At 39.9% G+C, this 18,692-nt stretch carries 19 protein-coding genes; 5 read left to right on the forward strand and 14 right to left on the reverse strand.

Annotated features, from left to right (window positions below; all coding sequences use genetic code 11):
* Nucleotides 1–74 precede the first annotated feature (74 nt).
* Complete coding sequence (locus CH361_RS08555; RefSeq protein ID WP_244279713.1) at nt 75–1,010, forward strand: FliG C-terminal domain-containing protein; 936 nt, start codon at nt 75–77, stop codon at nt 1,008–1,010.
* On the opposite strand, the gene CH361_RS19825 is transcribed toward CH361_RS08555, so the two are convergent.
* A complete protein-coding gene (locus tag CH361_RS19825) occupies nt 1,007–1,306 on the reverse strand; it encodes a hypothetical protein (protein WP_244279715.1) in 300 nt (99 codons plus the stop codon). The two genes, CH361_RS08555 and CH361_RS19825, sit on opposite strands and share 4 nt — an antisense overlap.
* A 140-nt stretch (nt 1,307–1,446) precedes the next feature.
* Here CH361_RS19825 and CH361_RS19830 point away from each other — a divergent pair, with 140 nt between their 5' ends.
* A complete protein-coding gene (locus tag CH361_RS19830) occupies nt 1,447–1,710 on the forward strand; it encodes a hypothetical protein (RefSeq protein ID WP_244279717.1) in 264 nt (87 codons plus the stop codon).
* A gap of 62 nt (nt 1,711–1,772) precedes the next feature.
* Here the strand turns inward: CH361_RS19830 and glpK are convergent, their stop codons facing one another.
* Both glpK and CH361_RS08570 read right to left on the reverse strand, forming a co-directional pair.
* The gene (glpK, locus tag CH361_RS08565) at nt 1,773–3,269 is read right to left on the reverse strand and encodes a glycerol kinase GlpK (protein WP_100790392.1); all 1,497 of its coding nucleotides are present in this window, start codon (nt 3,267–3,269) and stop codon (nt 1,773–1,775) included.
* Nucleotide 3,270: 1 nt separating this feature from the next.
* Nucleotides 3,271–4,227, reverse strand: a complete 957-nt coding sequence (locus tag CH361_RS08570) for an MBL fold metallo-hydrolase (protein ID WP_100790393.1) — start codon at nt 4,225–4,227, stop codon at nt 3,271–3,273.
* 52 nt (nt 4,228–4,279) lie between these two features.
* Between CH361_RS08570 and CH361_RS08575 the strand changes: the two genes are divergently transcribed.
* A complete protein-coding gene (locus CH361_RS08575; RefSeq protein ID WP_244279718.1) occupies nt 4,280–4,630 on the forward strand; it encodes an STAS domain-containing protein in 351 nt (116 codons plus the stop codon).
* On the opposite strand, the gene CH361_RS08580 is transcribed toward CH361_RS08575, so the two are convergent.
* The 10 genes from CH361_RS08580 to CH361_RS08625 all read right to left on the reverse strand — a co-directional run bounded on the left by CH361_RS08580 (nt 4,627) and on the right by CH361_RS08625 (nt 15,592).
* On the reverse strand, nt 4,627–5,382 hold the full coding sequence (locus CH361_RS08580) for a CDP-alcohol phosphatidyltransferase family protein (RefSeq protein ID WP_100790394.1): 756 nt from the start codon (nt 5,380–5,382) through the stop codon (nt 4,627–4,629). The genes CH361_RS08575 and CH361_RS08580 overlap by 4 nt on opposite strands.
* Complete coding sequence (gene tsaD, locus CH361_RS08585; protein ID WP_100790395.1) at nt 5,379–6,404, reverse strand: tRNA (adenosine(37)-N6)-threonylcarbamoyltransferase complex transferase subunit TsaD; 1,026 nt, start codon at nt 6,402–6,404, stop codon at nt 5,379–5,381. Before tsaD ends, CH361_RS08580 begins: the two co-directional genes overlap by 4 nt.
* Nucleotides 6,404–7,768, reverse strand: a complete 1,365-nt coding sequence (locus CH361_RS08590; protein WP_208861418.1) for a S41 family peptidase — start codon at nt 7,766–7,768, stop codon at nt 6,404–6,406. The genes tsaD and CH361_RS08590 overlap by 1 nt, the downstream gene beginning before the upstream one ends.
* A 1-nt stretch (nt 7,769) precedes the next feature.
* Nucleotides 7,770–8,096, reverse strand: a complete 327-nt coding sequence (locus tag CH361_RS08595) for an LA_1448 family UV-C exposure upregulated protein (RefSeq protein ID WP_244279720.1) — start codon at nt 8,094–8,096, stop codon at nt 7,770–7,772.
* Nucleotides 8,097–8,705 (reverse strand): transcriptional repressor LexA, encoded by a 609-nt coding sequence (gene lexA, locus CH361_RS08600; RefSeq protein ID WP_100790396.1) that lies wholly within the window; start codon nt 8,703–8,705, stop codon nt 8,097–8,099.
* 50 nt (nt 8,706–8,755) lie between these two features.
* Nucleotides 8,756–9,937: an efflux RND transporter periplasmic adaptor subunit gene (locus CH361_RS08605; protein WP_100790397.1), complete on the reverse strand. Its 1,182-nt coding sequence runs from the start codon at nt 9,935–9,937 to the stop codon at nt 8,756–8,758.
* A 6-nt stretch (nt 9,938–9,943) separates the two neighbouring features.
* Nucleotides 9,944–11,269 carry a TolC family protein gene (locus CH361_RS08610; protein WP_100790398.1) on the reverse strand — a complete coding sequence of 442 codons (1,326 nt, stop codon included), beginning with the start codon at nt 11,267–11,269 and terminating at the stop codon, nt 9,944–9,946.
* A complete protein-coding gene (locus tag CH361_RS08615) occupies nt 11,266–11,889 on the reverse strand; it encodes an inorganic pyrophosphatase (protein ID WP_100790399.1) in 624 nt (207 codons plus the stop codon). Before CH361_RS08615 ends, CH361_RS08610 begins: the two co-directional genes overlap by 4 nt.
* Nucleotides 11,890–15,186, reverse strand: coding sequence for an efflux RND transporter permease subunit (locus CH361_RS08620; protein WP_100790400.1), 3,297 nt, complete (start codon nt 15,184–15,186; stop codon nt 11,890–11,892).
* A 76-nt stretch (nt 15,187–15,262) separates the two neighbouring features.
* Nucleotides 15,263–15,592 carry a hypothetical protein gene (locus CH361_RS08625; RefSeq protein ID WP_100790401.1) on the reverse strand — a complete coding sequence of 110 codons (330 nt, stop codon included), beginning with the start codon at nt 15,590–15,592 and terminating at the stop codon, nt 15,263–15,265.
* 150 nt (nt 15,593–15,742) lie between these two features.
* On the opposite strand from CH361_RS08625, the gene CH361_RS08630 reads away from it, so the two are divergent.
* Nucleotides 15,743–16,063: a bactofilin family protein gene (locus CH361_RS08630; protein ID WP_002973855.1), complete on the forward strand. Its 321-nt coding sequence runs from the start codon at nt 15,743–15,745 to the stop codon at nt 16,061–16,063.
* Nucleotides 16,051–18,015, forward strand: a complete 1,965-nt coding sequence (recJ, locus tag CH361_RS08635; protein ID WP_100790402.1) for a single-stranded-DNA-specific exonuclease RecJ — start codon at nt 16,051–16,053, stop codon at nt 18,013–18,015. Before CH361_RS08630 ends, recJ begins: the two co-directional genes overlap by 13 nt.
* A gap of 58 nt (nt 18,016–18,073) precedes the next feature.
* On the opposite strand, the gene CH361_RS08640 is transcribed toward recJ, so the two are convergent.
* On the reverse strand, nt 18,074–18,607 hold the full coding sequence (locus CH361_RS08640) for a cupin domain-containing protein (RefSeq protein ID WP_100790403.1): 534 nt from the start codon (nt 18,605–18,607) through the stop codon (nt 18,074–18,076).
* Between the last annotated feature and the right edge of the window lie 85 nt (nt 18,608–18,692).

The raw sequence follows: 18,692 nt of genomic DNA on the forward strand, positions 1-18,692 counted from the left end.
TACAATACAATCGCCAAAGTCTGGAGCCAAAACCAGTCCTAACGCCAACCTACATGGGAAGCAGGAAGATACGAATGGAATCGGAAACAAAACCCAAACCAGGTTTCCCAGAGCCAAACTTTGTTATCGGTGGAATCACTTCCTCACCCTCTTTTCTTTTCCGAGGGAAAAGAGATAAATTCCAATCGGCAAAGTATTTATCTCTTCGCGATATCATCCATCCAGAACTCACAGAAAATTTAGTAAGGGAAAAAATTGAATCCCTCTACTTCGATGCAAAAAGTAAAACCTACCTTTTCCGTTTGGTATCGATTCTTTTTTCAGGAACTCCCAAGGAAGAAGAAACCATAGTTTCCAATCTCTTTCGTCATGAACCAGAATTTGCGAAATTCTTAAACGAACAGATGTTTACCGTAGAAATGATTCCTTTAATTCATGGATCTTTTTTGCAAGAAATCCTAAGAAACCATGATGAGAGGTTTATCAAATACATTCTCCCCAGTCTCTCCAAACCCGTATTAGAAGTGGTTCGTTCTTCTATCTCTAAAAATAAAATGAAACAAATTTTGGATGGGCCCATACAGAAACCACCCGAAGGTGAGGATTTGGTTTCTATCATAGAAACAGAACTTTATAAACGTTTTGCAAGGAATATCTATTACCCGGAAGGTTCTATTTTTACTTATCGAGAATCAGGGGAAGAAGAACGAAAAGAAGAGATTCCTTTTACGAACACAGAGAAATTTAATTTTTTTATCGATGGTGGTCTACTTAGTTTTTATGGGAGAACAACGACCACACTCTTTTTCAAAACCAATGACTGGATCGAAAGTTTACGATTTGATTTCTTTTTGTCTCGTAAAGAAATCGAAACCTCCGAATTTCACAGACTTCCTCCCGATTTAATCCTAGAAGTTCCATATTATCCCACTGGAATTTTTCTTGTTGGTGGAGGGATCACCAAAGAAAGGAAACCTTTTGAGTTTTCTCTTCTTTGGTTTGATTACTAAAATTGGTGTTTAGGATTTGCTTTTATTCTGGACGAAACAGTTTTTTTTGCAAGAATTACACATGGCCCACAGAACATTTCAACTTCTAAATCGAAATCAACTCTCATTTTATATTTCAAGTTTATTATTTGTTTGTTACTATGTTTTCTGCTACCTTGTTCCGCCGCAGCCAAACGATTCCAACCAATTGCACGAATGGCTTCTGGAATCGAAAACATATCTCCAAATTGCAGATGAGGTTTTAATCTTTGCAGTTCTTGCGCTTCTGCCTTCCATTTATATTTTAGGAAATCCATGGAAAAAAGAGACACAGCCCACTATTTTGTTTAGCTCTGGTTTATTTTTCCTTCTAGTGATACCGATGTTTGTTCTCTTGGATTTGCTGATCGGTCGGCTGGTATATCCGGTTAACTCTTATCCGCTAACGAAAGATTCGATGATTGTTTATTTAAGTTTGATCACCGGAACAGAACATATGATTTCTCTTGTTATGGCCTTGGCCATTCTCTTGTTCAGTATTTCTTTTCGGAAACAAACGAAAGGTGGAATGGTTTTTGTGGTTGGAATCGTAACGTTTGGACTCCAAATCATTGCAAGTTTCTCCTGGCTCATTTCGCCAGGATTACTCCTTCTTTGCCGACTTAGTTTTCCGATTTGGTTAGTTCTCGCTGGATTTCTTCTTTCCAAAAACAAAAACTAAAAAATCAGATAAAAACTATTCCCAACTAACAGTGACTACATCCAAAATCTACTAATTGATTTCTAGTTTCCTGTTTTCACCCGAGCGATGGCCCAGTTCCATTTATCAATTTCTTCTTTTCGTTCGCCTTCTTTCATCTTAGGAACAAATTGAGTCGTTTTGGTTTCTTCCTTTCTAAGACTCGCTACCGATTTGAAAAATCCACGTTCGAGTCCTGCAAGGTAAGCTGCACCGAGAACCGTTGTGTCGACATTCTGTGGCCGGATCACTTTGGTTCCGAGGATGTCCGCCTGGAATTGCATTAGCCATGCATTGGAAGTGGCCCCTCCATCCACACGTAAAAATTTCAAAGGTTTTCCTGTTTCTTTTTCCATTGCATGGGCAAGTTCATAAGATTGTAAGGCAATAGCTTTGAGAGCGGCTCTTGTGATTTGAGCCGGTGTTGTATCACGCGAGAGTCCAAAGATGGCACCGCGAGCTTCTTGGTCCCAATGAGGAGCTCCAAGACCCGCAAAAGCAGGAACAAAAACTAAATCATCTTTGGTTTTGATTGCCTTAACCAGTTTTTCAGAATCTTTCGAGTATTCAAAAAATTCCAAGTTATCACGGAGAAACTGAACCACTGCACCACCGATAAACACTGAACCTTCTAAACAATAGACCGTTTTTCCTTCCGGACCAAGTGCGAGTGTGGTGATTAAACCTTGGTTGGAAATTCTAAATTCATCACCTACATTGAAGAGTAAAAAACATCCTGTTCCATAGGTATTTTTAGCTTCTCCTGGTTCTGTACAAAGTTGTCCAAAAAGTGCACCTTGTTGGTCTCCCACGAGTGAAGAAATCGGAATTCCATCGGGGAGAGATTTTACACTGGATGTAAATCCAAATAAATTTCTAGAGTTAAAAGCCTTAGGCAACATAGACATAGGAACTCGTAAAATTTCACAAAGTTCTTCATCCCATTCTTTCGTTTGGATATTGAATAAAAGAGTTCTAGATGCATTGGTATGGTCTGTTTTATGTTCTTTGTGTCCAGTGAGTTTGTATAACAACCAGGTGTCGATGGTTCCAAATAATAAGTCACCCTTTTCTGCTTTGGCACGAGCACCTTTCACATTGTCTAAGATCCATTGGATTTTCGTTCCCGAAAAATAAGCATCCAACACAAGTCCCGTTTTATTTCGAAAGTTCGATTCTAAACTTTGTTTTTTTAAATCCTTACAAATATCAGAGGTTCTTCTGCACTGCCAAACAATAGCGTTGTAAACTGGTTTGCCGGTCTTTTTATCCCAAACTACGGAGGTTTCCCTTTGGTTTGTGATTCCAATGGCAACAGCATCTTTAGGATTTAGGTTTCCATTTTTTATCGCGACTCCAATGAGTTTTTGAGTTTTTACCCAGATCTCTTCTGGATCATGTTCTACCCAACCTGGTTTCGGGTAGTATTGTTTGAATTCTTGGTAAGCAGATGAAATTACTTTTCCTTTATCGTTAAAACAAAATGTTCGGATCCCGGTAGTCCCTGCATCGATCCCAATGATAAAACTTTTTTTTGCCATATTAAACCTCTATTTCCAAACCTTCATAAGCCATAATGATTTCTAATTTTCCGTGGGGATCAAACATCTCTTTATATTTGAGAGCTCTTAAATACACTAGATCTAACTTTTCATCATCATAAGAAGGATCGTGGTGAAACATTACTAACTTTTTTACTTTGGCGCGAAGAGCAATGTCTGTTGCAATCGAAGCCGAACTATGGCCCCAATCAATTTTTTGCAAAGACTCTTCGAAAGTATACTGAGTATCAAAAACTAAAACATCCGCGTCTCGAAAATAATCAATATAGGTATCAATATTTTCCATTTCTTCTAAATTGAACTCTGCGTCAGATGCAAAGATAATGGCTTTACCTTCTTCCGTAAACCGATAAGAAAAACTTCCACCAGGATGACGAACGGCTTTACTCAGTGCGTTGATATTCGGACCTAAGGGAATGGTTACCCCTTCCTCTAAGTACTGAAACGTTTTTTTAGCTGCATAGTGATCGAAGGAAACAGGAAAATGTGTGAATACAAATTGATGTTCCAATCTTTGTTCTGCATCATTCATACAAGATATGAATTCAAAATGATTACCCGGTAAAAACAGAGGAACAAAAAAAGGAATCCCTTGGATATGATCCCAATGTGTATGTGTCAAAATCCAATACGCGTGACCCGCACCTTTTCCAAATTCAGAACCCATGATCTGGTTTCCGAGTTCTCGCAGTCCAGTTCCCCCATCAATGATGATAAGATTCCCTTCCTTGTCACGAATTTCTACGCATGTCGTATTACCACCGTAAGTCGAAGAAGAAGAGAAACTTAAAGAATTGAGAAAACTATGAATACTTTGTTCGTTTTGAATGTCAGTGGGACTAGCCAAAGAGAGGATTTTTTCTATTTTATGTTTTACGTTTTCAGGCCGAATGGGTGAACCTATGGATCCGCGGACACCCCAAAACTTGATTTTCATTGTTCTTTTTCTAGAGGCCTTTTTTGAAAAATCAAACGTTTTTTGATTGTATTTGGCTCTTTCAGATGTTGTCTTAACTGAAGTTATGTTTCAGTATGAAATCAAACAAGACAGCGAAAAGGCCTTTATCCTTTTTGAAGGTTCCCTATCCTTAAAAGATAGTCCAAAACTAAGTACGGATATCAAATCCCTAATAGAATCAGAGAAGATTAGAGAACTTGTTTTCGATTTTAAAAATTTGAGTTACCTGGATTCTTCTGGAGTCGGAATCCTACTTCGTACCTACAGCTGGACAAAGGAAAAAGACAAACAAGTGCGAATCATCAATCTTTCTGATGAAGTTCGCACCATTTTTACAATTGCCAACCTTTTAGATATTTTCCAATTAAAAGAGGAAACCTAAACTCGGTAATCCTGGATGGTTTGGATGAGAAAGGAAACAATCCCAGAAAATACATAAAAACCCACCGCTCCATACATCACATAAGGCCATCTGTAAAATCCGATCGCAAGTAACAAAAGTCCAAGACCTAGAACACTAACTCCTAACTTTTTCCAAGAGAAAAGCCCCCTGATGGCAACTTGTGGTTTGCTATATCTTAAAGTAGAAACCATGAGTAAGGCAGTGATCACAAAAAAGAGAACGGCCGTCCAAACAGGAACTTGAGAAACAGAAAACACTAATGGGAAAATTCCGATTACCACCCCAGCGACTGGAGAAGGTAAACCGTTAAAAGATTTAGGATCATGAGCTACATTGAAACGAGCCAAACGATACGCAGCACAAATCGGATACAAAGCAGCGATGAACATACCCAAAGGAAAATAATCTGGTTTGTCGAAGATATCCAACTTAATATCGTAAAAGAACATTTTGTACGATAAAAAACCAGGAGCAATTCCAAAGGTTGTGAGATCAGCAAGACTATCTAAGTCAGCTCCAAGTTCACTCGTACAGTTGAGCGCACGTGCCGCCATTCCATCAAAACCATCGAATAACGCAGCCAAGATGATAAACACCCCAGCCAGCGTAAAAAGTTCATGTGAATTGGTCTGTGTTGGATTAGTTTCTGCCACAAGTAGCATCGAAACAAATCCTAAGGTTAAGTTTCCGAGAGTGAGAGTATTAGGAATCCAGGTCAATTTTAGTTTCATATTATTTGTTCAAAGTTTCGTTTGGGACTGACTTTGAAGTCGAGCCCCACAAAAGATTTTTTTTTCCAAAGATGGTATCCAAGACATGCCACCATCGCTCCGTTATCTGTGCAGTAAATTTTTTTGCCAGGATAAAATAGATCAAAACCTGACCTTTCCTTTTCTTTTTCCAGTTCATCCCTAAGTGTCTGGTTCGCAAGAACTCCCCCGGCCGCAACCACAGTCCGAATTCCGGTTTTATTTATGGCTTTCCGAATGTTGCGAGTGACGAGCTCAAAAGCAGTTCTTTGGAAAAAATAGGAGATTTTTTCCAAAGGGGGATTTTCAGGATGGGCCTTTAGGTAATAAAGGACTGCTGTTTTTAAACCACTATAAGAGAAGCGAAGGAGATCCTCTCCATCCTCTTTTAAAAGTTTTGGAAAGGGATTTCCCTCCCCCTTGGTTTGGATGTAAGCATTTGCCTTTGTTTCTATATATGGGCCACCGGGATACGGAAGGTTTAACACAGCACTGACCTTATCAAAGGCCTCACCAAGCGAATCATCTCTTGTATCAGCGAGGATCTGCAAATCACCAAATCCCCGATAAAGATAAATCGAAGAATTTCCCCCAGACAATAGGACCCCGAGCCAAGGAAAAGGAGGAAGGTCTCTCTCGAGCCCAATCACAGCAAGATGCGCTTCCAGATGATTGACTGCGACAATCGGAATTTTATACACAAGCGAAATACAACGAGCAAGCTGTGCGCCAATCATCAGAGAGCCAACTAACCCAGGATAACTGGTGACAGCCACATATTCTAAATCAGAATACTGGATTCCCGATTCTTCCATAGCAACAGCAAGGAGAGAATTGATTTTTTCTAGGTGGGCTCTGGATGCAATTTCGGGAACCACTCCCCGATATGGGGAATGTGAATCGATTTGACTGTAAACTTTGAGGGAAAGTAATTCTTTTCCATCGCGAACGACTGCAATGGAAGTTTCATCACAACTGGATTCGATCCCGAGCCCGTAGGTCATTATTTTAAAACGCGAATGGCTTCAGCAAGTTGGGTATCTAAATCCAATCTAGGTTTGGAATTAGAAGAACCCGCTCTCATTTCATTGAATAAAAATATACGCGTTACTGAATCGGAGATCACAATATTTTCTTTTTTAAGCAGACTTGCAAAATCACTTAAGGCAGCTTCGTTGTAATCTGGGTGTGTTTCTAAAAAAGGTCGGATCAAATTCTTTTTAAAAAGTTTTTCCAAAGCATATTTTTCATCTTCACTCGCTGCCGTTGGATTTACGACAAAATCAGGAGTGATGCCTTTACCGTGAATCGATACTCCAGAAGGGGTATAGTATTTTTGAATGGTGATAGCAACACCTGTTCCTCCCGACAAAGGAAAAATCGATTGAACACTTCCTTTCCCAAAACTTTGAGTGCCAACCACTACAGCACGTTTGTTGTCTTTTAGAGCCCCTGCTAGAATTTCGGAGGCACTCGCAGAGCCACCGTTCACAAGAATCGCAATTGGAATGTCTAAGAACTTTTTATCTTTTTTATCCGCTTTATAACTTTTAACAAGAACTCCACCTCGACCTTTTACGGACACAATGTCCGCCTCAGGAGGTAGAAATAAATCTGCCAAATCAATGGCTAAATCCAAAAGTCCACCTGGATTCATCCTTAGATCGATCACCAATTTTTTTGCGCCAGCCTCTTTCATTGCAGAGACAGCAGAGGCAAATTCTTTCGCGGTGGTTTCTTTCCCCATAAACTGAACAAGTTTGATATAACCCGTTTCCGTTTCGGGAAGGTAATGTGATCTTACATAACGAATTTGAATGAGTTCTCGAACGAGATTCACAACGAAGGGTTCTTTGATTCCCTTTCTTTCAATTTTCATAGAAATAGAAGAACCTACTTCTCCCCTCATCATCCCAATCGATTCAGAAAGAGAAACAGACTTTGTACTTTTACCGTTGATTTCTATAATTTTATCTTGAGGTTGGAGGCCTGCTTTCCATGCGGGAGTTCCTTCAATCGGAGCTACGATAATAAATGCATTTTCTTGAAAACTGATTTCTACACCAATCCCACCAAAACTTCCTTTGGTTTCATTTTGTAGTTCACCAAACTCATCCGTATCCAAAAACCGAGTATGCGGGTCACCTAAACTTTGTAAGGCTCCGAGAATAGCACCAGTGTAGATTTTTTTTTCTTCTTGTGGATCTACATAATCGTTTTCAATATAAGAGACCACTTCATGAAGAATCTGTAAGTATTTTTCTCCATCAGTGGAGATCGCTTTTACTTTTTCTGTGGTCGCAAAAAAGACAACTACCACCAAAGAAAGCGTAATACCAATCCAAACCAAACGTTCCGATATTTTAATTTTATTCATTTCCATAAATTGACTCGTAGAGAGCTTTGTTTTCTTTTTTTAACATTTCTTTGGCCTCAGGGATGGACAAACGATAGACTTCGCAAGCCTCTTCAAAAAGGGCACTGTCCGTAGGCGTGGGTCGTTTGGTATCTGCCATCAGTCCCGTCTGGATTCGGTTTTGAGCAAATCTCTCCAGAACCCGTTTGAGATCATAGGCATCGATTTCTTGTTTTTTGGGTGCGCAAGAGAGGAAAATAAAAAGGATTAAGAATGTTGGTACAAAGAGGAGATGTTTCAGCATCCCCTCTAAACTCACTCCAAACCAGGCTTTGGTCAATCAGTAAATGCGATAGAGACCGATTAGTTTCCCAATTATCGTCGCCTTTTTGGTGCGAATGGGTTTTAATTTTGCGTTTCTTGGCTCCAAACGAATCATATCAGTTTCTTTATAAAAAACTTTGAGAGTGGCTTCGTTTTCAATCATTGCCACAACGATTTCTCCGTTCCTAGCCGTATCTTTTTTTTGAATGATGGCAATGTCCCCATCACTAATCCCCGCCTCTACCATAGAGTCCCCCTTCACCCGAAGGGCAAAGGTTCCCGGTTTGGCTGCCATTCCGTCCGGAACGGCGATGTATTCTTCTATATTTTCTTCTGCCAGAATGGGAGAACCGGCAGCCACTTGGCCAAGTAAAGGAATACCCGAGGCTCGTACGAGGAGCGCTTCTTCTGCATTCCCTTTTAGAAGTTCAATGGCGCGACTTTGGTTTTTCGAAGTCCGAATGTAACCTTTCTTCTCAATCGCCTTTAGGTGATCGTAAGCACCTTTGGCAGTGATTCCAAACTGGTCTCCAATTTCACGGATGGTGGGTGGAAACCCCTTCTCGCGCACTGTGTCCGTTATGAATTGAAGGACAGATTCTTGTTTTTCCGTGAGATCTTTCATACTAAACAGATAACTAGGAAATAGGTGTTATGTCAACAAAAAACTAGGAGTTATAATTTTAAATACTCACTTTTAAGAACAAAACTTCCTTCTTCCACAATGGCTTCACCCGGCTCCACTCCATTTGTAATTTCCACCCAGTGGTCATAAGTTTTTCCCACACCCACTTTTTTGGCAGAAAAAGATCCATCACCGTTACGAACAAAGATGAAATTTTCTCCTTCAATTTTGTGGATACAATCAGCAGGGATCACCTTAGCTTTGTTTACCGAAGATTCCACCATTGCACCCACAACAGTTGCCGTTACACTTTGCCCAGGACGAAGTCTTCCCCGAGAGTTTCTAACTTCCAAACGAATCTCAGCAGTTTTTTTGATGGGATCAATCACATCACCCACATGAGAAACCACTGCTTTTAAGGAATCATCTTTAGACCCGATGGGGATCACTTTTGCTTCATTTCCCATTCGAATGGAAGCTAAGTCTTTCTCATATACTTCCAAATTGATCCAAAGTACAGATAGGTCAGCAACAGTAAAAAGATTATCGCGGGCATTCACAGCTTGTCCAATGATAGCTTCCCTTTCGGTTACGGTTCCTGAAATAGGAGTTCTGATGTATAAGTTTTTGGAATTATATTTACCAGCTTCTAGATTTGCGATTTCAGATTCGTTTAACCCTAAGTTTTCCAAAGCATTTCTTGAAGTTTCCATTTCTGCTTTTACAGATTTATAATCCATAAGAGACATTTCATATTCTTTAGCAGAAGTTACCTTTCTTTCATATAAATCTTTGGCTCTGTCTGCCTGTACTTTCAAAGCTTCCAGCCTTGCTCTTGCTTTTAAATAATTGGCTTCTGTAGTTCCAAGTTCAACCGATTGGATGGAAGCAAGGGCAGTACTTTTTTTAACATGTTCCCCTTCTTTCACATAAACCTGTACAATTCGTCCGCTCACACGAGATCCTACTTTTGCTACACTATTCATGTCATAGGAAACAGTTCCCGGAAGTTGGAGTTCTTCCTCCAGAGCCTTTTCTTCCAGATAAACAACCGAAAATGGGTGGTTCTTTTGGATTTCAGCAGAGATAATAAACTTAGATTTATCATCCGTCAGAGCTTCTGTTTTTTTACCAGATCCAAAAAACTTGGAATACCCAAAATAACCTAAACTTGCCACAAGCACCAAAATGCTTAAGGATCTAATGTTCTTAAAATTGAATTCTTTTTTCATATAAACTTAAAACTCCGAGCTATCCATCTTTCCGATAGAAGCTTTGTATCCTTCCAAAGCATTGTAATAGAGATAAATGATTTCGTAATAACTACGAAGAACACTGAGATAGTTTTTCTCAGCTTCCAAAAATGTTACTAAATTGGATGCACCTCTAATGTAAGCAAGCCTTGACTTCTCTTGTACCTCTTTGTTTTTTTCCAAGAGGCCCATTTTTTGGTAATCGAGTAATTGAGATTCCCTTGCTTGTAATTCTTTGATTGCTGCCGAAATTTCAGAAATGATTTCGTTCCGTTTGGCATCCACATCAAAGCCGAATTTTTTATAAGATTCTTCTGACTTTAAAATTTCCCCTTGTTTACGATCAAACAAAGGAAGTGGTGTTGCCGCATAGATACCGGTTACGTTTTCATTTCCTTTATTTAAAAACTCAACACCCAAAGTTAAAGGAGGAATGATTTCTCGTTTTTTTAATTCGATATTCATCCTTTCTCTTTGTTGGCGAATCTTGAGAGCAACTAAGTCTGGTCTTTCTTCAATATCAAAATCGTTTAAATCGATTCCAAACTCACTTGTTGAGATAAACTCCAATCTTCCCTTAATACTCAATGGAGAATTAACATCAGAGATTCCAATCAAAACTCTTAAATTTTTCACCACCTGGGCGCGAAGGATCCGAGCGTTTCGGTATTCCCGTTCAATTTGTACTCTCTCTAAAGCCAAACGATCATATTCTAAAAAGGAAATGTCTCCCTTTTCGGCCCTAAGTTTAGTTAAATCCAAAAGGTCTTGGTAATTTTCCAAAAACTCTTTTTGATAATTGATCTGCTCTGTTACATAAAGATATGTCCAAAAGTTTTGGCGTAAACGAAGTCGAAACAAACGGTCAAAATCACGAAAACTTGCAATGGTCCCCAAGAACTCTTGTTTGGCGACCTTTTCACGTTGAGGAATGACCCCACTCATATCAAAGGGTTGGTTGTAGATAAGTGAAGTTTCTGGTTTTCCCGTCGCTGCATTGGCAGAGGCTCCCATAAACTGTTGTTGCATATTGATAATTGGATTGTAATACAAACTTGCGGTGATGATATCACCTCTTGCCATACCAATATTTTGTTTTTCACGAAGGTAAAGAGGATTACTTGTGACGGCAAATTTTTCCAATTCATCCAAGTTCCACTTTTCTTTGGAATCCTGGGCCCTTGAATCTTCACCTAGGAAAAATAATTCATCTTTCGAATGGAGTTCATACACTGCTTTTTCTTTCGAAAAAACAGAGATGGAATGAACCCCGAGAAAGATAAGAACGATAAACTTACTAATAAACTTCATACAGTTACAAATTTCTTTATATAATCTTCGATCCCAAATTGAATCACTTTGATTGCTTCTACCCGGTCGTATACTTCAGTGATCTCGACTGTTCCTGTGGAAGGAGAGTTTGGATCTAATTTATATGTTAAGAAGTAATGGTGAAGTTTGTTGATGAGTGCCTTCGGAACCTCAGAGATATCTTTGATTTGACCGAAAACTTCATCTCCTTTGAGAACAGCGACGATTTTGTCATCCGCTTCACCCTTATCAATCATCCGCAGTCCACCGATCGGAATCACGGTTAAAATCATATTTCCATGAGTGATGGGATTTACACTGAGAACACAAATGTCAATAGGATCTCCATCACCAATGATATCCGCTCTACCCACGACTTCCGAACAATGTTTTCCAGAAGCTTCCCCCGAAAATGTTCTGGGAATGAATCCATAAAGAGTTGGGGAACGGTTACTATACTTTTGTGGTCTATCCACACGGATGAATCCAGAGGCTTTATCAATTTCATATTTGACTGTGTCTTGTGGAGTGAGTTCAATGAATACATCCAATTCATCAGGAGCCTTTGGTCCTAATTCCAATCCATGCCAAGGGTGTGCTACGTAATAATTCGGTTTCATCTAAGTCCTCTTTCTTTTAGATTTCTGATTTTGTTTATTTGTTTTAGAATCTTCTTCCATTATGGATTCATTTGGATCCGCTTCATAATGATGAGAATGTCCATGGTCTGTGTGAATTTCTGATGCTTTGTATTTTTTCATCTCTTCCACAAAGTATTCGTTCATCTTACGTTCTCTTTCCATTTGTCGGATTTCTTGTCTTTGTGCGAGTTTGACTAAAAACTCAAAAGCAATCGGAAGTAAAAAACGAGAGAGGATGGTCGCAACAAGAACCCCACCCATAACCACTGTGGCTAGTGGTCTTTGCACTTCCGCTCCAGCACTGGAAGCAATCGCCATCGGTAAAAATCCAATGATGGCCACAAGTTCTGTGGTTGCTACGGCGCGGAGTGTATAAACGGCCGCTTCCACAACCGCTTTGGATGGATCACGTGTGACCTTCAATTGGTCTTTTAATGCCGAGGCATAAACAACTCCGTTTAACACGGATATACCGGCAGCAGCAATGAATCCAACCCCGGCGGGAATCGAAAATGGAAGCCCACGGAAAACGAGAGAAAGGATTCCTCCAGAAAGTGACAAAGGCACTAAAATAAATACTCCTAATGCATAGTAGACACTTCCAAAGGCAATAAAGAGCATCGCAAAAATAATGGCTCCCGCAATCGGAATCACGATAGCCAATCGGTTTTTCGCACGAGTGAAGTTTTCGAACTGGCCACCCCAATCTACATAGTAACCTTGAGGAAGGCCTGATTCAATGGATTCAGTGGCAGATTGTACATCATTCACAAACCCAATCATATCTCGTCCCCGTACGTTCACTTCCACAAGGATCCTACGTTTGAGCCCTTCGTGGTATAAAGCGGCAGGACCTTCTGTCATTGTGATGTCAGTGACTTGGCCAAGAGGAACCGTTCCTCCCAATTCTGTCATAACAGGAACGTTTTCAATGACTCCAATATCGGTAAGATCGGCATCAAGTCTTACGATGAGATCAAAACGTTTGTATCCTTCATAAACCTTTCCGGCATTGGCACCCACACGAAGTGTTTCAATCGTAGTCAAAACCTCTTCTGCCCGAACTCCATAGCGCGCCATATTCCCACGATTCATTTTAATCTCTAGGAGTGGCAACCCAAGTAATTTCTGAACTCGTAAATCAGCAGCTCCTTGGATCTTTTTGATTTTGGATGCATAATTGTCAGCGATGGATTTTAATGTTTTAAGATCATCACCATAAATTTTAATTACGATATCCGCTTTGGAACCAGATAACAAAGCATTGACGCGGTTTTCAATCGGTTGTGACAAACTAATATAAGAAGAAGGAACATTCTGGTTCACAGAATTTTTCATCAGCTCCATTAGTTCTTCGCGGTCGTGTGTAGAAGTCCATTCTTTGCGGGGTTTTAGTTTGACCATCATCTCCCCTTCTTCTGAACCAATGGGTTCAGCAGCCGACTCACCACGACCTTGTCTAGAGACCACACTTACCGCTTCTGGAAATTTTAAAATTACCTTCTCCATTTCCAAATTCAAATCCCGAGAGTGATTGATCGCCGTTGACGGCAATCGTTTGATATCAATTGCAATCTCCCCTTCATCGATCCTTGGTAAAAATTCTGAACCAAGAGTGGATGCGAGAACAAAGGAAAGTAAAACCACACCAATCCCTGCATAAGTAAATTGGCGTTTGAATTTCATCCCGTAAGTTAAAACTTCTGCATATTTTAACTGAAACTTATCCCAAAAGGCCGACTCATGAAGGATTGGTTTTTTATAAATATAAGACATGAGGGCTGGAAAAGTTGTAATCGAATACAATAACGCAGCACCTAACGCAAAAGCAACGGTAATTGCCATAGGACGGAACATCCGACCTTCCACACCTTCTAGTGTCATTAGGGGTAAATAAACAAGTAAAATGATCCCCACACTAAAAGCAGAAGCCCTGACCACTTTGATACAAGACTCCATAATGACTTCTTCCATCCCATCTTCCATGTCTTGGGCAGAAGTTTTAGATAATAAAAAACTTTTACGGAGTAAAAATCCATGGAGTGTGGACTCGAGCATCACAATGGAACCATCCACAAGGAGACCAAAGTCGAGAGCACCGAGCGACATCAAGTTTCCGACAATTCCAAAAGCATTCATTAAAATGGTTGCGATCATCATGGAAACAGGAATGGCAAGGGCGACGGCAAAGGCTCCCTTCACCGTTCCCAAAGTCAAAATCAAACAAACGAGAACGATGATGGCCGCTTCCACCAAATTGGTAAATACAGTGGAAAGAGTTCGGCCAATGAATTCAGAACGGTCGTAATAAACTTTAATTTTCATCCCCGGAGGAAGTCGGGATTCAATTTCTTTCATCTTCTCTTTTACGCGGCTTACCACTTGGAGGGAGTTACTGCCGAGTAACATCATGGCGGTACCACCAACCACTTCGCGTTTGCCGTTCATTGTACTCAGACCAAAACGAAGAGCAGGCCCTGTTTCCACTTTTGCAATTTGGCTGAGAATGAGTGGAATTCCATCTCGAGAAGTTCTCACAGAAAGTCTTGAGATATCATCAATGGATTTGAATTGGCTTTCGCCCCGAATCACAAACTGCTCTTCGTCTTTTTGAATGTATCCACCACCTAAGTTGACGTTGGCACCTTCCAGAGCTTCGGTGATATGAGAAAGAGTTAAATTGTGAGATAACAACCGTTTGGGGTCAATTTTGATTTGAAACTGTTTGGCATCTCCTCCCACAACATTCACGTCAATGATCCCTTTGACGGATCGAAGTTGTCTTGCCACTTCCCATTCCATAACGGTTCGGAGTTCTTCGGGAGTGTGACTTTCGGACACTAGAGCAAATTCATAAATATCACCAAGACCAGTGGCAATCGGCGAAAGTTCAGGCCTTCCGTAAGACTTTGGAATAAAGTTTTCTGCCTGTTTTAATCTTTCATTCACAAGTTGCCTTGCAAAATAGATATCCGTTCCGTCTTCAAAGATCACGGTAACAGAACTGACTCCTGTCCTTGAGATCGACCGGATCTCGGTCACTTTTGGCATCCCGTTAAACTCAAGTTCGATGGGATAAGTAATAAATTGTTCCACTTCTAAGGGAGAAAGGCCGGGAACCGAAGTCACAGCAGATACCTGGACATTCGTTACATCCGGAATGGCATCAATCGATAGATTCAAAGCATTATAAAAACCTACGATTGTGAGAGCGACAGTCAAAACGAGAACCATCGCTCGTTTATGAATGGAAAACTGAATGATTTTTTCTAACATAATTCCTATTTCAAATTTGGTACTCCCCGAAACCAAAAAATAGGTATCGAGGCTAAAGCTAATCTACATGCAACGATTAAGCCAAAAATGGAGGAGGGAGGTAAAGAAAGTGAAATAAGATGGGGATTTCAGAAAAAAATACAGGTTCTGTAGAGATTGTGGACCAACGAAGGACAGAGACCTTCAGCTGGGACAGTTCTCGAGGCATAGGCACCAATTTTAAAACTTTATTGGATACTTTGCTGGATGTAATTAGAACACGAGTCGTTTCTTCTATCTCGTAGGATTGGTATTGAAAGTCCAAATCTTCGAGAGGAGAAACAAACCGGTCATCGACCAGATTCAGATTGATGAAAACCGCCAAAAGTAGGATGAATCCTGACTTCCAGAAGCGCCTAATTTTCACTGATTTTTCTTACTCTTGAGACCCAGGTTCAAGAATCGACCCAGAGACTCAAGAGAAATCCCCCGAAATACGAACTTTTTTCCATTTCCTTTTGGTTACAAATAGATAGAGTTGCCAAAACGCGGATGTCAAACGAGACTATCCCTACCAATGAAAGACGAATCTATAGACACGATCATTAGCGACGACATTACATTTCGCGGAACACTTTCCTTCAACCAAACACTAAAAATCAAAGGTCAGTTCAAAGGCACGATTACCTCCCAAGGAAAACTCATCATTGATGAAACTGGTGATGTAGAAGCGGATGTAGAAGTAGGAAGCCTTGTGGTTCATGGAAACCTCAAAGGCAATGTAGACGCAAAAGAAAAAGTAGAACTTAAAAAAAATGGTAAGGTCGTAGGTGATATCAAAACACCAGGACTCGAAGTAGAATTCGGTTCCAAAATTATTGGCAATTGCATCATGTAACCAAGGTTCACTTCGGACCACTACTCTCCGAAGTACGAACCAAAGTTGAATCCAAACGGCCTCTCTTACGTTACTTAGTGGATAGAAGAGAGGGACTTCGGAACATCCATCCTAAGGAACTTCTTACTTCTGATTTTTCTTGCCTCCATTCTCCCTACTCTCTACCTGATTTATCTGATGCTATAGAACTTTTACTGAGTTTTGCCAAAGCCGGAAAAAAAATCCTACTTTATGGGGATAGAGATTCAGATGGAGTGAGTTCCACTTGTTTACTTGCTTTCTTTTTAAAATCCCACCCCCAGTTTTCTGATATCAACTTAGAAGTGATGGTTTCCTCGGAAAGTGATCCCTATGGTCTTTGTAAAGAAGCTGTTCTCAAAATCAAAAAAGCAAAACCTGACCTTCTTGTGACTCTCGACTTTGGTTCTAGCCAAGCAGATGAAATCGAAGAACTAACCAATATGGGAATCCGGGTCATAGTTCTTGACCATCATGAAGTTCCTGTTCGCATTCCAACTAACTGTGCCTTGGTGAATCCAAGAAGAACCGATTCGGTTTATCCAGAAAAAAAAATCTGCACTGCGGTTCTTTCTTTTAAGTTAGTATCCGCAATTCTCTTTCGCCTAAGTCAAGAATTCAATCAAATCTATGTAAAAACGGATACGATTGAAGGAAGTGACCAAAAAGAAACATTATACTTTCAAAATGGAATTAGGATCAGTGAAGAAATTCTAAAATCATTATCTTTGGATGAAAAAAACTTCCTTCCCTATCCGGAAGATTTTTTAACTTCTATTCCTGTAGATGCAGAACGAAAGATTTTCTATTACCAATGTTCCAAAATCCCTGATTTTTTTTCCAATTTAGAAGAAGAAACTGATCTCGCAGGGATAGGAACCATAACGGATATGATGCCTCTCACGGGAGAAAATAGGCATTTTGTCAAATTGGCTTTAGAATCACTCACCAAACTTTACGCAGGTGATAAAAAACGAAAAGGTTTATCCGAACTATTAAAAGAATTAAGACTTAGCCCACAGGGTGTTACCACAAAAGACCTTGGTTGGTCCATCGGTCCTGTTCTGAATTCTGCAGGGCGAATGGGGAAAACAGAAGAAGCCGTTTCTTTACTTCTCTCAGAAACAGTAGGAGAGGCAAAAACGAAGGCAAAACAACTTCTTTCCATCAATGAAGAACGAAAAGAAAGAACCAAAAGAAATATGGACCGGGTCGAACGTTATTTTGCAAGAAAACCAGAACGAACCACCAAAGATTTGGTTTTTTGTTATGAACCAGACATGGAACCAGGTGTCAGTGGGATTGTTGCCACAAGAATGGTGGATACATATAAAAAACCGGCAATTTTTTTAGCACCTGACAATGGTGATGCGAGAGGAAGTATTCGTTCTTATGGAAAAGAAAATGTTTTAGAACTTTTAGAATCTTTATCTCACCACTTCTTACATTTTGGAGGGCATCCAGAAGCAGGTGGATTTTCGATCCAAATCGATACAATTCCGACCTTTGAATCAGAATTATATGATGCAGCCCAAAAATGGTTATCTCAAGATAAAGAAAGAGAAACCATTCATTCAATTGAAACCGATTTTACTGTTCTTACAGAGGAAATGGGAGAGCGTCTGCTAAAAGAATGGAAAGACTTGGAACCTTTTGGCCAAGGAAATCCAGATATCAAACTCGGAATTCGAAATGCTAAGGCAATCCACCTAACACCACTCAGTGGAGGAAAACATGTTCGTTTCCATTTGATTGGGAGTGGATCTTTAAAATATATGATTTGGAATAAGGGAGAAGAATTCCAAAAATTTATGTCAGAACATGGAAGTTTTGATTTAGTGGGAAGTTTAGAAGAAAATTTTTACCAAGGAAGAACCACCTTACAATTCATTGTGGAGTGGTTTGGAATTTCGAAAGATAACCCCACCGATTGATTTTTCGGTTGGGGTTTTTCATTTTTTAAAAATCTAATCTAAAAAATTTTTTAGTAGATCAAACGTTTACAAGCACTTTGGATTCATCTACATAGACAGGAGTCCATCCAGAATTGTCTTTAAAGTAACGAACTGCTTTGATTCTTAAATTTTGGTCTAAGGTAAACCAGTGGTTGGTATTGGCCGGGATAGAAAGAAAATCTCCCTTACCAACATGGACTTCAAATTTTTCACCGTCGATGATAAATCCAAAAACCCCACTCCCATCTATAATATAACGTACTTCTTCATCTGTATGGATATGAAGTTTATCAAATTTAGCTAACATATCCTGAATTCCAGGAACCTCATCATGGAGGACCACAAGATCATTGGCCTTATACCCATGTTCTTTCTTTAGTTGGTCAAAACGATATTCCAATCCAGAAAGAACTTCTTCCTTTTCTGCGTCGTTTAGGCCTTTTTGCGCCAGGATCAGATCCAATGCTTCCGGGGTTTTAAAAGATTCATACACAAGTCCCTTGGAAACGAGGAAAGCTTTGATCACATCGCCATCGGTTAAGGTTTCTGATTTTTTTACAATAGTTGCCATATGAAAGTACCTACTTATCGACTAGCCTCTAAACCCTGTAGAATCCAGCAAGACGTTTTTCGTTATCCTGGAACTATTTCTGCTA

Source organism: Leptospira brenneri (genome assembly GCF_002812125.1).
Lineage (GTDB): Bacteria > Spirochaetota > Leptospiria > Leptospirales > Leptospiraceae > Leptospira_A > Leptospira_A brenneri.

What these genes read in the sequence shown, in the direction of transcription:
- CH361_RS08555 (WP_244279713.1), top strand. Translation starts at nt 75, where the DNA reads ATGGAATCGGAAACAAAACCCAAACCAGGTTTCCCAGAGCCAAACTTT.
- CH361_RS19825 (WP_244279715.1), bottom strand. Translation starts at nt 1,306, where the DNA reads ATGGATTTCCTAAAATATAAATGGAAGGCAGAAGCGCAAGAACTGCAA.
- CH361_RS19830 (WP_244279717.1), top strand. Translation starts at nt 1,447, where the DNA reads ATGATTGTTTATTTAAGTTTGATCACCGGAACAGAACATATGATTTCT.
- glpK (WP_100790392.1), bottom strand. Translation starts at nt 3,269, where the DNA reads ATGGCAAAAAAAAGTTTTATCATTGGGATCGATGCAGGGACTACCGGG.
- CH361_RS08570 (WP_100790393.1), bottom strand. Translation starts at nt 4,227, where the DNA reads ATGAAAATCAAGTTTTGGGGTGTCCGCGGATCCATAGGTTCACCCATT.
- CH361_RS08580 (WP_100790394.1), bottom strand. Translation starts at nt 5,382, where the DNA reads ATGAAACTAAAATTGACCTGGATTCCTAATACTCTCACTCTCGGAAAC.
- tsaD (WP_100790395.1), bottom strand. Translation starts at nt 6,404, where the DNA reads ATGACCTACGGGCTCGGGATCGAATCCAGTTGTGATGAAACTTCCATT.
- lexA (WP_100790396.1), bottom strand. Translation starts at nt 8,705, where the DNA reads ATGAAAGATCTCACGGAAAAACAAGAATCTGTCCTTCAATTCATAACG.
- CH361_RS08605 (WP_100790397.1), bottom strand. Translation starts at nt 9,937, where the DNA reads ATGAAAAAAGAATTCAATTTTAAGAACATTAGATCCTTAAGCATTTTG.
- CH361_RS08610 (WP_100790398.1), bottom strand. Translation starts at nt 11,269, where the DNA reads ATGAAGTTTATTAGTAAGTTTATCGTTCTTATCTTTCTCGGGGTTCAT.
- CH361_RS08615 (WP_100790399.1), bottom strand. Translation starts at nt 11,889, where the DNA reads ATGAAACCGAATTATTACGTAGCACACCCTTGGCATGGATTGGAATTA.
- CH361_RS08620 (WP_100790400.1), bottom strand. Translation starts at nt 15,186, where the DNA reads ATGTTAGAAAAAATCATTCAGTTTTCCATTCATAAACGAGCGATGGTT.
- CH361_RS08630 (WP_002973855.1), top strand. Translation starts at nt 15,743, where the DNA reads ATGAAAGACGAATCTATAGACACGATCATTAGCGACGACATTACATTT.
- CH361_RS08640 (WP_100790403.1), bottom strand. Translation starts at nt 18,607, where the DNA reads ATGGCAACTATTGTAAAAAAATCAGAAACCTTAACCGATGGCGATGTG.